This window comes from Flavobacterium zubiriense (assembly GCF_041729725.1).
Classification (GTDB): Bacteria; Bacteroidota; Bacteroidia; order Flavobacteriales; family Flavobacteriaceae; genus Flavobacterium; species Flavobacterium zubiriense.
Genome location: NZ_JBCFQL010000003.1, coordinates 21,682 through 34,539, shown reverse-complemented (window position 1 = coordinate 34,539; position 12,858 = coordinate 21,682). Strand labels below are relative to the sequence as shown.

Below are 12,858 nucleotides of genomic sequence, written 5' to 3'. Positions count from 1 at the left end.
TCAATGATTAAATTTCATTCTTTTTATAAAAATATTGCTGTTGCAGTATTAATGCTGATAGCTTTTTCTTGTTCCGATCCATGGAACGATAGGAATACCGCTAATGAAGCAAACATTGATAAAAGTTTAGCAGAAGCAATTAGTAGCTCTAGTGAGTTTTCAGAATTTTCAAAAGTTTTGGTAGCAACTGGATACGATAAGGTTTTGGCATCTTCTAAAAATTTTACAGTTTTTGTTCCTTCGAATGCAGCCATGAGTCAAGTCCCTGTTTCAATTATAAATGATCCTGTGGCCTTAAAGCAATTTGTAGGCAATCATATTGCATTGACTTCTTTTTCATCGGTTCGTGATACCGATGAAGTTCAAATAGAGATGCAGAGCAAGAAGTTTTTAATGCTCAAGGGAAGCGCTACTATTGATGATGCAACTATCATTAAAGCTGACATGTTAGCTTCTAACGGGATCTACCATATTATTGATAAACCGCTTACGCCTAAGCTTAATATATGGCAATTTGTTGCGTCACAATCCGAAACATCTATGATGAGTGCTGATTTGCTTGCCTTGAAAGAGTTTAATATTTATCAAGCAGATTCTGTGAAAAAAGCATTGTCTGAATCTGTTGGTGCAGGTTTTTTGTCCGATTCGTTGACGAATTCTTTTTTAACCAATGTGTATAATTTGAATAATGAAAAGAATTCTTATACGCTCTTTTTGATGGAAAATGATGGCTACACAGAGGAAACAGACAAAATGAAAGCCTACACTATTAAATCTACAACGGATTCAACTGCTACTTATGCGAAGTATTTTACGGTTCGTGATATGGTTTTCAACAAAAAATATGAGCCAAGTGAATTACCAAGCACTTTAACCTCCCGCTTTGGTGTAGAATACGATGTAGATAAAACTCAAATTGTGGGAGAACCAATCCGCTTGAGTAACGGTATTGTTTACATCATGAAAAAGGTTGATGTTCCCTTGGCTAAACGTTTAGTGCCAATTGTAATTCAAGGAGAGAGTTTTGATATAAGGTATAATATGAGTAACAGTATAGCATCTATTATCAGGGATTTTTTCTTACCCAGTGCTGAAAATATCAATGATGTTTTTGTTTTGAATCCTGGTTCTGCATTGCCAAGGCTTGTGTATCAAAACAGGTTAAAAGATCTATACAGCACTACCTATAGAGTACATTGGCGTGCTATAAATAATAAAACAACTGTTTTTAGTCAAACTATATCGATTGGAGGTAATTATGTCGTAACCGGTTCTACTTTTACATTTGTTAATCCCCTTAAAACATTAATTTATACTCCTGTGCCAATTAATAATTTTAACGAGGTTTTTGTTGGTGATTTTACACCTTTACAATCCGGTAACATATTAAATTTAACATTATTAGGTGCTAATACAGCTACTAATGGCCAGAATTCTCTTGCTCTAGATTATTTAAAAATTGTTCCAGTAGTTAAATAAATATTATTATAAAAAAAATTGGTTATGCTAAAAATTATAAAATCGAGTGGCTTTGTTTACGCATGTGTTGCATCTGTGTTTTTTGTGCAATTGCATGCTCAAGAAGCACAAGATTCTACTGCAACTTCAATACCTTCATCAAAATTAATTTTGAATGGATACACTATAAAAGGTACTGTGTTCAATGCTAAAAATAAAAAGCCCTTGTCGGGAATTAGTGTCGCTGTAGAAAATTTTACTTCAACTTTTACAGAAGATGATGGAAGTTTCACGATTGTTGTTCCTAATTATGACGCTGTTTTAAAAGTTAGTGGACAGGAATTTCAGACCAAAGTATTCCCTGTGAAGAACCGAAAGTTAGGTTTAGAAATCTTCCTGAATGAGTCTAATTATTCACAAATTTATCAATTATCAAATTCGGCTAGTGGGCATATCATGCAATACAATACTACTGAAGCTGCTACTGTTGTCAATTTCAATCAAAATCAGTGGTCAAATCCTTCGCATGAGAACGTTGGTGCTTTTTTGCAAGGTAAAGTTTCTGGATTGAATGTTACTCGTAATTCTGGGACACCAGGAGCAGGTAATTATCTATCACTTCGTGGATTTAGCTCTTTGTATGGTACTAATAAGCCTCTAATCGTAGTTGATGGAATGATATATGACGACGAGGACTATGGGTCAGGAATTATTTCAAACAATGTTTCTTCACCTTTTGCTAATATTGATGTTAAAGACATCGAGGATGTTACTGTTATTAAAGACGGTAGCTCCCTATACGGTAGCAAAGGCTCAAATGGTGTTATCAACATTACGACCAATCGACCTACCGAGGTTACTACAAAAATTGATTTTGCCATGTATGCTGGTGTAAATGAACGTCCTGAAAATTATCCTTTATTGGATGCTAGTGGTTTGCGTACCCATTTTACAAGACTAGCTAGTTCACAAGGCTTAAGTCAGCAACAGGTAGCTGCTTTGCCTTATTTGAATGATACGGCTGGTTCTCCAGGTTATTATTTATATCAAAACAATACCGATTGGCAAGATCAAGTACTGCAACAATCGATGAATCAAAATTATTATTTAAAGGTTCGTGGTGGTGATGAAATTGCAAAATACGGGCTTTCATTAAATTACCTTGATTCTGATGGTATTGTTGGAGGAACCAATACACAACGTTATGGAACTCGTTTAAATGCTTCATTAAAATTGACAAAAAAATTCAATGTTGATGCTAATTTATCATTTATCAACAACATTCAAAAACAGTGGGCTCAAGGCGGTGAAAATTTTGTCAGTCCATTGTATTCTGCCTTAATCAAAGCACCTTTTTTAAGTACAAATGCAATAGACGATTTAGGTAATGTTTCACCTATACTATCGGAAGTTGATATTTTTAATCGTTCAAACCCGAATGCTATTTTAGCCAAAGGGATTTCCAATAATAATAATTACCGTTTTTTTGGTAACTTAAAATTTAGTTATTTTTTAAATAATTCATTGAATTTAAACTCTATTCTAGGCTTAACGCTTAACAAGGAAAGAGAAAATTTCTTTACACCAGATAGAGGTGTTACAGATTTTCTATTAGGTGATTTTCTTATCAAAAATCAGTCTGGAAGTGATGCGCAAAGCTATCAAAGTTATTTTGTTGATACCTATTTGAACTATTCCAAAAATTTAAGAAATGATCATAACATAGTAACTCGTCTTGGATTTAGAGCTCAATCTAGTAAATCTGAAAATGACTATGTTCGTTCCTTTAATTCTCCAACTGACGATTTTACTTTTATTGGAACTGGAGCGATTTCTAATCCTATCCGCGGAGGTTTGGCCGAAACGAATTGGTTAAATATTTATGCCAATGCCAATTATGACTTTAGAAATAAATATTTTTTAACAGCTTCTTATGCTGTGGATGGTTCTAGTCGCTTTGGTGACGGTATGAATGGTAAAGAAAGGTTGTCTTTAATGACAGCTATATCTGGAGCTTGGATGGTTTCATCCGAAAAATTCCTTAAAAATTCGGAGATTATCAATTATTTAAAGCTACGCGCTTCTGTAAGCGAGACTGGAAATGATGGCTTCAGTGATTATATTGCACAAAAGCAGTATGTTTCTCAAGGATTTTTGGGCTTTCAAGGACTTGTTTTAGGTAATATTGGTAACCCTGATTTGAAACCAGAGCGCCAACGTCAATATAATTTGGGTGCCGATTTTGGTTTGTTAAAAGAAAGGCTAAATTTTACAGTAGATTACTTTAGTAAAAGAACAAACAATTTGACTACTTTTCAGAATATTAGTACTGTTTCTGGTTTTGATAGTGTGTTAGCCAATAATGGTGCTATGAAAACAACTGGAGCTGAAACTTCATTCAATGCTAGGGTTATTTCATCTCCTGATTTTACTTTTGATTTTGGTTTAAACATTGCTACCTATCAAAATAAAATTCTAAACTTGCCAAATGGTGATATATTAAGCAATTTTGCAGGTGCAACTTATATCACTAGTACTGGTATGGATGCTAACTTATTTTATGGTTTGCAAACAAACGGTGTTTATAGTACAACACAAGAGGCTACAGCTGATGGATTGTCAAGAATAAGTGAAACGGGTGAATTAACGGCGTTCAAGGGTGGTGATATGCGTTTTGTTGATCAAAATGATGATAAGATTATTGATGATAAAGACCGTAAAGTTATAGGTAATCCAAACCCTGATTTCTTCGGTAGTTTCAATGGTAACTTTACTTATAAACGTTTTACCCTTAATGCTCAATTCAATTTTTCTGTTGGAAATGATTTGTACAACGGATTGCGTTACAATTTGGAAAAAATGAGTGGTTATGATAACCAAAGTATTGCTGTGGCAAATAGTTGGAGAGCAGAAGGTCAACAAACTAATATTCCAAGACCTGCTTTTGGAGACCCAATGGGGAATTCAGAATTTTCAGATCGTTGGATTGAAGATGGTTCATATTTGCGTTTAAAGACCTTGGTGGTTAGTTATGATTTTAATGTGGAAAAAATGAAGTACATTAAATATATTAAAATCTATACCACCGCTAATAATCTATTTGTTTTTACCAAATATTTAGGGTTTGATCCAGAATTTAGCGCTACTTCTTCTTTGTTTGGACAAGGTGTTGATATAGGAATGGCTCCTCAATTTCGAAGCATACAGTTAGGTTTGCGTCTAGGACTTTAATTTATTATTTATACAATTTACAAATGATACAATCAATTATATTTCAATCCTCAAAGAGAGCTACACTTATTGCTTCTTTTGTTTTTATGCTATGTTTAAACTCTTGTCAAGATTATCTAGATGTGGAGCCACAAACTAGTTTAATCGAAGAAAATGCGTATAAAACTGTTACAGATGCTGATGCTGCTGTTTTTGGTCTTTATGGTAAATTTGTTGGTTTGGCTGATAAGCATGTTATTCTAAACGAAATGCGTGCCGATTTAATGACTACAACAACCAATTCATCTACTTTTTTAAAGCAACTTTCTGAACATAATGTAAGTCAAGATAATCCTTATATTAGTCCTAAACCTTTTTATGAAGTGATTAATAACTGTAATGATATCTTAAAGAACTTTGATATCATGCTTGCCGAAAAGCGTTTTACTCAAGATCAATACAATCAACGCTATGCTGATGTTGGCTGTATTCGCAGCTGGGTATATCTTCAATTAGGAATTCATTTTGGCAGTGTACCTTATATTACTGAACCTATTTCTACATTAGAAGATGCTAAAAATGCTACTAAATATCCTCGAATTCCTTTTTCAGAATTATTGGATAAATTGATTGCTTTTTCAGAAGGTTTAGAGTATAAAAAACCATACAATGCACAAAGCACTATGGTAACCAATGTTGACGGATATTCTACAGCTAAATTTTTTATTAATAAAGAATGTTTGTTGGGAGATTTACATTTATGGAAAGCAAATTATACTACAGCGGCCTCATATTATAAAAATGTTATGGAAACTGCAAGTACTAGTAGTAACGATACGGAGCGTTATGAATCGTATCGTATCAGTATCTTTGGTGACGGGAACAATCCTAATAACAATTATTTTGTAAGGTATTCTCAAGCAGAGAATGCATCTAGTTTGATAACTGGCAATACATTTGGTTGGCGTTCTATGTTTAGTAGGACTAGAGATGCATTGTGGAATACAGAATGGATTTGGTCAATACCATACACTAGTAATCTTTCATGGGATAATCCTTTTATTAGATTATTCTCTAAATCCAAAGGGGATTATTTGGCTAAACCCTCACAAGCATCCATAGATTTATGGAATAGTAACAAACAAGTAGCTATACCTTATGATGCAAGAGGTAGTAAATTAACCTATTTGATGGAAGGTAATGACCCTGTGATTATGAAATACCAATACAAAAGTGATGCAAATCTTACTGGCCCAGCAAATAATGGGGATTGGTTTTTGTATAGAACTGTTAAATTACATTTACGTTATGCCGAGGCAGCCAACCGTGATAACAAGCACCGTATAGCCAGTGCCATTCTCAATAACGGTTTTCAAAACGAATACAATCGTGGTGGTGTGAGTAATACCTCAGGGAATGTAACAAATATCATGCAAACAAAAGAGCCTTATCCTTACGATTTTGATGCACGTCAGGGTGATTTTCCAAGATTTAGAGCTAACTGGCATAGAAATGGTGGAATAAGAAGACGTGCTAATCTTCCTGCAGCACCAGTTGTTGGGGATAGTTTGATTTCTATTGAAAACAACCTGATTAATGAAGCTGCTCTTGATCTTGCTTATGAAGGAAATCGTTGGGAAGATTTAGTGCGTGTTGCCAGACGTAGAAATGATCCTTCCTTTTTAGCTGATAAAATCTTTGATAAATTACAACAAGAAGGAAATCCAGAAGCTGCTAATGTAAAAGCTAAGTTAATGAATCCTAGTAACTGGTATTTGCCATTTAATTGGTAATGTGTAGAGTGAATAATTTGTAGAGAATTAGCCGTTTCAAAATTTTGAAACGGCTTTTTTTTGCAGTAAAGAGCTTGCTTGCATATTGTATGTATTTATAAAAATAAAACCGCCTCAAATTTTAGTTTCGAGGCGGTTACTTATTTTTATAAAAAAGAATTACTAGGTATTCTTCAAATTAATAATCTCTTGATCCGTAAGTAATCTCCAGTTACCACGTGGTAGGTTCTTTTTAGTCAAACCTGCAAAGGCAACACGGTCAATACGTAAGACATCATAGTCAAAATGTTCAAAAATATTTCGAACTACTTTTACATTAGATGTTTTTAATTTCAATCCAATTTCGCTTTTTGCTTCTCCTTCAATATAACTTACTTCTTCCACAAAAACGCGGTGACCGTCTAGTACTAATCCTTTGCTGATTTTTTCTAAATCTTCAAATTTCAAGTTTTTGTCTAAGGAAACTTGATAGATTTTGGAAGATTTTTGATTAGGTAGCGAAAACTTTCTAATCATATCGGTATCATTGGTAAACAATAAAAGACCGGTGGTGTTTTTATCCATTCTCCCTACAGCAGCAATTTTTGAAGTTGTTGAACCTTTTACTAATTCCAATACATTTCTATATTCCTGACCTTCATCAAGTGCGGTAGTAAAGTTTTTTGGTTTGTTTAATAGAATGTATACTTTTTTCTCTGGAGTCAATTTTACTCCATCAAAATTTACATCATCTCCTGGTTTTACTAAGTAGCCCATTTCGGTAACAGGAATGCCGTTTACTTTTACGTTTCCAGATTGAATATAAATATCAGCATCACGACGGGAACACACCCCAGAGTTGGAAATATATTTGTTCAAACGAATTTCGTCTTTTGCTTTTGCTCTTTTAGGAGCTTGATTTGGCTTTTTCTCTATTTTTTTTGCTACTTCTTCAGCGGCTTTCGTAGTTACTTTTGCTTTTTTAGGCCCTTGTGCCCTTTTTTGCATCGCAGGTTTTGGCTTGTTAGAGCTTGGTCTTGAACCTCCTCTTTTATTGTTGCCTTCCTTGTTATTCATAATAATCTATAATTTACTTCATCAGTTAGAACTATTTAGCTCTCTAATCTGCAAAGATAGTATTTATATAGTTGCTAATGGAGAATTAAGAATTATAAAACACTAACTGACTTGTGAATAACTAAGTTTTGTGAATTTTAAATAAACTTTAAAAAGATAAAAGAAGCTTTTTTCCATGCCACAATACGCTTGGATCGATGAGTACTATGCAAAATACTCCAGCAACAATAAGGAATTTCAACACATTGTGCAGCAATAAAAATTGTCCTTTACTATGGGATTTCCATAAATACAGCAGGAAGAAAATTAACACAATCACACAAGCATAAAAATAGATGTCCATATAACCCACATCGTAGATGTCTATTAAAACATATACTGGAATAATGGTGGCTAGGGTTAGTACCGTAATGAGTTGTTTGGCAATAGCTTCGCCATAGATAATTGGTATTGTTTTGTAGTTGTTCACCAAATCTCCTGTTATGTTTTCTAGATCCTTAATCATTTCTCGGATGAGTAATAATAAAAATAAAAAAGTGGCATGTGCCGAAATAACCATAAACTGATTTTTGTAATTTTCTATTTCGTATATAGGGAGTTTAGTATAATAGTATAATAAAATAGCAAAGAATGGGAGTACTGCTAGTAGAGCTGCCATTAAGTTTCCTACAATAGGATATTTTTTAATTTTATGGGAATAAAACCAAATCAGGAAAATATAAGCTGAAAAGAATAAAAATGCCCGCCAGGAAATAAAAGAAGCGATTAATGCGACTATTAAATTCAATGAAAAATAAACGGTAAGCTTAGTGCTTTGACTGACTAATCGGTCTAGCATGGATTTGTTAGGACGATTGATTAAATCTTTTCGGCTATCATAAAAATTATTAATAATATAGCCTGAAGCAATGGTTATAGAAGAAGCAAAAACAATTAAAAAGAGATTGAAATCCAGCAAAATATCTAAGGCTCTCATTTCTGGCGCAAGGATAAAAATAGCCGATAAGTATTGTGCTAAAATGATAATTGGAATGTTATAGCCTCTAACTACAGAGAACAAACTGATAATTTTTAACGCTAAAAGTTTGTTTTTTCTATTGAACATTTTAATTTTTACTCAGTATGGTTTTTACTTGGGTTTCTAAAATTGATAAACTACTTCTAATTTGTAATCTTTTAGCGATTCTTTGGCTCTTTCTAAATCTTCTGTAAATCCTAGAATATAACCGCCACCGCCAGAACCGCAAAGTTTTAAATAATAATCGTTAGTTTCAATTCCTTTTTTCCAAATTTCATGAAATTGTTCCGGAATCATTGGTTTAAAGTGATTTAAAACGACACGAGATAGCTTTTTAGTATTGGTAAACAAGGATTTCATATTACCATCAAGGAAGTTTTCCACACAAGCATCAGTATGTTTTACAAATTGATTTTTCAACATGGCACGGAATCCTTTGTCTTTAAGGTTTTCCATGAAAATATTAATCATAGGAGCTGTTTCGCCTATGATTCCAGAATCCAATAAGAAAACAGCAGCTTTTCCATCAAAACTTTGATTAGGAATTCCAGTTGCCTCAATATGATCTTTCGAATTAATTAAAATAGGAATGCTTAAATAGCTATTTAATGGATCTAATCCAGAACTTTTTCCGTGGAAAAAACTCTCCATTTGGGAAAATATATTTTTTAACTGCAATAATTTTTCGCGAGTCAAATTTTCTAAAACAGTAATTTTGTTTTGAGCATATTTATCGTAAATAGCAGCTACGAGTGCTCCGCTACTTCCTACACCATAACCTTGTGGAATGCTGGAATCAAAATACATTCCAGTATCAATATCATTTTTTAAAGACTTTAAATCAAAGGAAACTAAATTTGTTTGTTCGTTTTCTAAGGTTTCTAAATAATCAGCAAAACGTTTTAAATTGGCATTAGAAGCAATGGCTTCGGCAGAAGGATTCTCTTCTTTTTTCAATGCACCATTATAAAAATTATAAGGAATAGACAATCCTTTAGAATCACGAATAATTCCATATTCTCCAAAGAGTAATATTTTTGAGTAAAATAAAGGTCCTTTCATATAGGTGAAAATTTTTTATTAGTTGTCATATATGTTATCGCCTTTTAATTATTGGTGTTTGCTTGCGCAAACTTATTGTTAGTGGCGATTTCATATTTTTATTTTAAGTCTTTCAATTTATTTGGGTTTTGTCTGGTGTCAAAAAGTGCAACTACGTTTATTCTTTTACTTGTATAGGTATAAAATATAGTTGTTTGTTTTGTAACAACACATTTATGGAATTTCTTATTTGTTGTTGATTTAGGAAAAATTTCAGGATTGGCTCTGATTATTTTTAACGAGTCGTATAGTTTTTTAGCAAATTTAATTCTAACTTTTTTTGACCATTTTGTTTCAAGGTATTCTAAAAGTAATTTTGTCTTTTTCTGAGCATCAATTGAAATTTTAATGTCTCTCATGATTATTCAATATACTTTTGAATGAATTCGTCAAAATCAACAAACTCGCCTCGTTCTATTTGTCTTTCTCCTTTTTCAATTTCAAATTTTTGCTCTTCCGATAATTCATCCCACCAATCTTTTTTATTTGAATTAAAGATGTTTTTAATGGATGCAATAATAGATTCATCATTGGTTTCAGCCAATAATTTTATCAATTCTAATTTCTCTAATTGAATATTCATAATCTAAAATTTACTTTAAAGATACTAAATAAATTATTCTAATTGAGTAGCTCCGTTTCCAATTTCGTCACAAAGGTACTGCCCATTTTGACAATAGCCAACTAATTCGTCCTTAATAAATTGTAATACGCTTTCTTTATTCTTATTTGGATATAAAACATGCACATTTGCACCTGCATCAAGGGTAAAACAAACTGGAATTTGTGTTTCTGTTCTAAATTTCCAAATTCTATTGATGATTTCTAGGGTATTTGGTTTCATTAAAATAAAATAAGGCATCGATGTCATCATCATGGCGTGCAAAGTCAGTGCTTCGCTTTCCACTATTTTGATGAATTCTTCCAGATTTCCATTTTCAAAAACAGCAATCAGTTGGTCTAAATTTTCATGTGCTTGAGTAAATCGTCTTTCGGCAAAAGGGTGGTTGTGCATTAATTCATGCCCTACGGTACTTGAAACCTGTTTTTCGCCTTTGTCAACCAGTAAAATAGTATCTTGATAGTTTTTGAAATTCTCATGAATTGGATATGGAAATTCTACACCAAATAAATCCGAACTTCCTTTAATATTAGCCTGATTTCCCCAAACTACAACTTGACCTTTTACACTTCGGCACGCACTTCCTGAACCCAACCGAGCTAAAAGTGATGCTTTTTGATAAAAATAATCTTCCGTCATTGCTGGATTCAACGCTTTTTCTAAGCTCATCAAGTTCATCGCTAAAGCCGCCATTCCAGAGGCCGAAGAAGCAATTCCTGAACTATGCGGAAAAGTATTTTGGGTGTCAATAGTAAAATGATAGTCTTTCAAAAAAGGCAAATAGATTTCAATTCTTTCAAAGAATTTCTGAATTTTTGGTTTGAAATCTTCTTTTGGTTTACCCTCAAATAGCAAATCAAAAGAAAATTCATTTGTCACATCGAGCGCAGTCGAGATGTGTTTTTTCTCGAAAGTCAATTTGGTAATCGTTTTACAATTGTTCAAAGTAAAACTCACCGAAGGATTAGCCGGAATCTGATTGTCTTTTTTTCCCCAATATTTCACTAAGGCAATGTTGCTGGGAGCGCTCCATTGAAAATGACCGCTTTCTAAAGTTTGAGAATATTGCGACGGAATAAAATCGTTTGCTGTAAACATGAATGATAAAATTTGCGCAAAGATACTTTTTTTGATTTATTAGTTGAGATGCGAATTGGATTTTACCGCAAATTCGCAAATTTTTAAGTAATTTTGGTTTATCTATTTTTCTTGATGAATTGAATCATTAGGGAAATAATTTTTATTAAGCTTTTTTCTAAATTCTCTTACGACCTTAACGGTTTATAAAAACTAAAAAATGAATAAGATTGTCAAAATACTTGCTGCTGTAGTTATATGTCTTGCTATTGGTTATTTTTCTGGAATTGTTACTCGTTCGGCAATTTTAGATTGGTATCCAACATTGGAAAAACCAATTTTTAATCCACCTAATTGGATTTTTGCACCAGTTTGGACTGCGTTGTACATTATGATGGGAGTTGCTGCAGGATTGGTTTGGAATCGAATCAGTATTGAGACCGAAGCTGTTAAAAAAGCAATGGTTTTTTTTATAATTCAATTGGCATTGAATGCTTTGTGGTCGTATTTGTTTTTTGGTTTACGTAACCCAATGTTAGCAGGATTAGAGATTATTGTTTTGTGGTTGATGATCTATGAAACGTATTTACAATTTTCTAAAATCAATAAAACAGCAGGATATTTGTTTATTCCTTATTTGGCGTGGGTAAGTTTTGCTGCTGTGTTGAATGCGAGTATTTGGTGGTTGAATAGGTAAAATTCAATTTAATAATCAATATCAAAATTAATCTGGAGCGTGTATTTTCTTGAATTCAATACTTTTTTTATAAAGAAAATCCATTAATATCAGATCATTTGAATTTTCGGATAAAGTGTTTTTTGATTCAGGATCAAAATTGCAAAAAGTAAGAAAGGGTTCTATTTCTTCTTTTTCTAATTGTAAAGTTTCGGTGTAAAATTTTTCATCAAAGCTGGTTTTAGCTACTTCATTAAATTCTTCGGGATCAACCGCTTTTTCTTTTTTCCCTTTGAATAATCCTCCAAAAAGCATTTTTCCAATTTTCGCAAAATCCATTCCGTTCTCTATCGTGCCATTATTGACACCTTGAACTTTTAAAGCTGTTGCTCTTCTGCGAACTCCAGCTTCCTCTCTTTTTTGGCGCTCTAATTTCTTGTCAAATTCCCAATCAATATCTACTCGATGAATGATAACTTCTTTTAGTTCTTCGGGAGTTTTTTCAATTCGAATAATAATATTATTGGTTTCTAAATCTTCTAAACTTAGTTTAATTCCTTTTAAAGTATAGTCTTTTACATAAAATAGAATACTATCGTTTACACTTGCTGAAAGTATAAATTCTCCTTTTTCATTGGTTCTAGTGCCTGTTTGTGTGTCTTTATTGATTACATCAACATTTTCGAGTACGAAGTTATCCGACATCACTTTTCCTCTAAGTAATTTATGGGTTTGAGAATAAAGGAACGGATTAGTACAAGCAAACAGAAGTAGGAGGAATTTTAGTTTCATCGAATTTTGAAATTTGTAAGTAAAATTACTTTTTTTTGCTGAAGTATTTTGAGCG

The 12,858-nt window shown here is 32.8% G+C and carries 11 protein-coding genes; 4 read left to right on the top strand and 7 right to left on the bottom strand.

What is annotated here, in order from left to right:
- Positions 1 to 3 precede the first annotated feature (3 nt).
- The 3 genes from AAGV28_RS03420 to AAGV28_RS03410 are packed head-to-tail and all read left to right on the top strand — an operon-like array spanning position 4 to position 6,461.
- Entirely contained in the window at positions 4 to 1,479 is a 1,476-nt protein-coding gene (locus AAGV28_RS03420; protein WP_373405421.1) for a fasciclin domain-containing protein, read from the top strand.
- A gap of 24 nt (positions 1,480 to 1,503) precedes the next feature.
- Entirely contained in the window at positions 1,504 to 4,689 is a 3,186-nt protein-coding gene (locus tag AAGV28_RS03415) for a SusC/RagA family TonB-linked outer membrane protein (protein ID WP_373405420.1), read from the top strand.
- Positions 4,690 to 4,712: 23 nt separating this feature from the next.
- Complete coding sequence (locus AAGV28_RS03410; RefSeq protein WP_373405419.1) at positions 4,713 to 6,461, top strand: RagB/SusD family nutrient uptake outer membrane protein; 1,749 nt, start codon at positions 4,713 to 4,715, stop codon at positions 6,459 to 6,461.
- A 162-nt stretch (positions 6,462 to 6,623) separates the two neighbouring features.
- Here AAGV28_RS03410 and AAGV28_RS03405 read toward each other — a convergent pair whose 3' ends face one another.
- From AAGV28_RS03405 to AAGV28_RS03380, 6 genes are all read right to left on the bottom strand, one after another.
- On the bottom strand, positions 6,624 to 7,517 hold the full coding sequence (locus AAGV28_RS03405; RefSeq protein WP_373405418.1) for a pseudouridine synthase: 894 nt from the start codon (positions 7,515 to 7,517) through the stop codon (positions 6,624 to 6,626).
- A 148-nt stretch (positions 7,518 to 7,665) separates the two neighbouring features.
- Positions 7,666 to 8,622, bottom strand: coding sequence for a geranylgeranylglycerol-phosphate geranylgeranyltransferase (locus AAGV28_RS03400; protein ID WP_373405417.1), 957 nt, complete (start codon positions 8,620 to 8,622; stop codon positions 7,666 to 7,668).
- 36 nt (positions 8,623 to 8,658) lie between these two features.
- On the bottom strand, positions 8,659 to 9,597 hold the full coding sequence (locus tag AAGV28_RS03395; protein WP_373405416.1) for a mevalonate kinase family protein: 939 nt from the start codon (positions 9,595 to 9,597) through the stop codon (positions 8,659 to 8,661).
- A gap of 98 nt (positions 9,598 to 9,695) precedes the next feature.
- Positions 9,696 to 9,995 (bottom strand): type II toxin-antitoxin system RelE/ParE family toxin, encoded by a 300-nt coding sequence (locus AAGV28_RS03390; RefSeq protein WP_373405415.1) that lies wholly within the window; start codon positions 9,993 to 9,995, stop codon positions 9,696 to 9,698.
- Positions 9,996 to 9,997: 2 nt separating this feature from the next.
- The gene (locus AAGV28_RS03385) at positions 9,998 to 10,219 is read right to left on the bottom strand and encodes a hypothetical protein (protein WP_373405414.1); all 222 of its coding nucleotides are present in this window, start codon (positions 10,217 to 10,219) and stop codon (positions 9,998 to 10,000) included.
- Between the two features lie 33 nt (positions 10,220 to 10,252).
- The gene (locus tag AAGV28_RS03380; RefSeq protein ID WP_373405413.1) at positions 10,253 to 11,356 is read right to left on the bottom strand and encodes a diphosphomevalonate decarboxylase; all 1,104 of its coding nucleotides are present in this window, start codon (positions 11,354 to 11,356) and stop codon (positions 10,253 to 10,255) included.
- Between the two features lie 199 nt (positions 11,357 to 11,555).
- On the opposite strand from AAGV28_RS03380, the gene AAGV28_RS03375 reads away from it, so the two are divergent.
- Complete coding sequence (locus AAGV28_RS03375) at positions 11,556 to 12,032, top strand: TspO/MBR family protein (RefSeq protein WP_373405412.1); 477 nt, start codon at positions 11,556 to 11,558, stop codon at positions 12,030 to 12,032.
- A 27-nt stretch (positions 12,033 to 12,059) separates the two neighbouring features.
- Here the strand turns inward: AAGV28_RS03375 and AAGV28_RS03370 are convergent, their stop codons facing one another.
- Complete coding sequence (locus tag AAGV28_RS03370) at positions 12,060 to 12,803, bottom strand: hypothetical protein (RefSeq protein ID WP_373405411.1); 744 nt, start codon at positions 12,801 to 12,803, stop codon at positions 12,060 to 12,062.
- Between the last annotated feature and the right edge of the window lie 55 nt (positions 12,804 to 12,858).

What these genes read in the sequence shown, in the direction of transcription:
- AAGV28_RS03420 (WP_373405421.1), top strand. Translation starts at nt 4, where the DNA reads ATGATTAAATTTCATTCTTTTTATAAAAATATTGCTGTTGCAGTATTA.
- AAGV28_RS03415 (WP_373405420.1), top strand. Translation starts at nt 1,504, where the DNA reads ATGCTAAAAATTATAAAATCGAGTGGCTTTGTTTACGCATGTGTTGCA.
- AAGV28_RS03410 (WP_373405419.1), top strand. Translation starts at nt 4,713, where the DNA reads ATGATACAATCAATTATATTTCAATCCTCAAAGAGAGCTACACTTATT.
- AAGV28_RS03405 (WP_373405418.1), bottom strand. Translation starts at nt 7,517, where the DNA reads ATGAATAACAAGGAAGGCAACAATAAAAGAGGAGGTTCAAGACCAAGC.
- AAGV28_RS03400 (WP_373405417.1), bottom strand. Translation starts at nt 8,622, where the DNA reads ATGTTCAATAGAAAAAACAAACTTTTAGCGTTAAAAATTATCAGTTTG.
- AAGV28_RS03395 (WP_373405416.1), bottom strand. Translation starts at nt 9,597, where the DNA reads ATGAAAGGACCTTTATTTTACTCAAAAATATTACTCTTTGGAGAATAT.
- AAGV28_RS03390 (WP_373405415.1), bottom strand. Translation starts at nt 9,995, where the DNA reads ATGAGAGACATTAAAATTTCAATTGATGCTCAGAAAAAGACAAAATTA.
- AAGV28_RS03385 (WP_373405414.1), bottom strand. Translation starts at nt 10,219, where the DNA reads ATGAATATTCAATTAGAGAAATTAGAATTGATAAAATTATTGGCTGAA.
- AAGV28_RS03380 (WP_373405413.1), bottom strand. Translation starts at nt 11,356, where the DNA reads ATGTTTACAGCAAACGATTTTATTCCGTCGCAATATTCTCAAACTTTA.
- AAGV28_RS03375 (WP_373405412.1), top strand. Translation starts at nt 11,556, where the DNA reads ATGAATAAGATTGTCAAAATACTTGCTGCTGTAGTTATATGTCTTGCT.
- AAGV28_RS03370 (WP_373405411.1), bottom strand. Translation starts at nt 12,803, where the DNA reads ATGAAACTAAAATTCCTCCTACTTCTGTTTGCTTGTACTAATCCGTTC.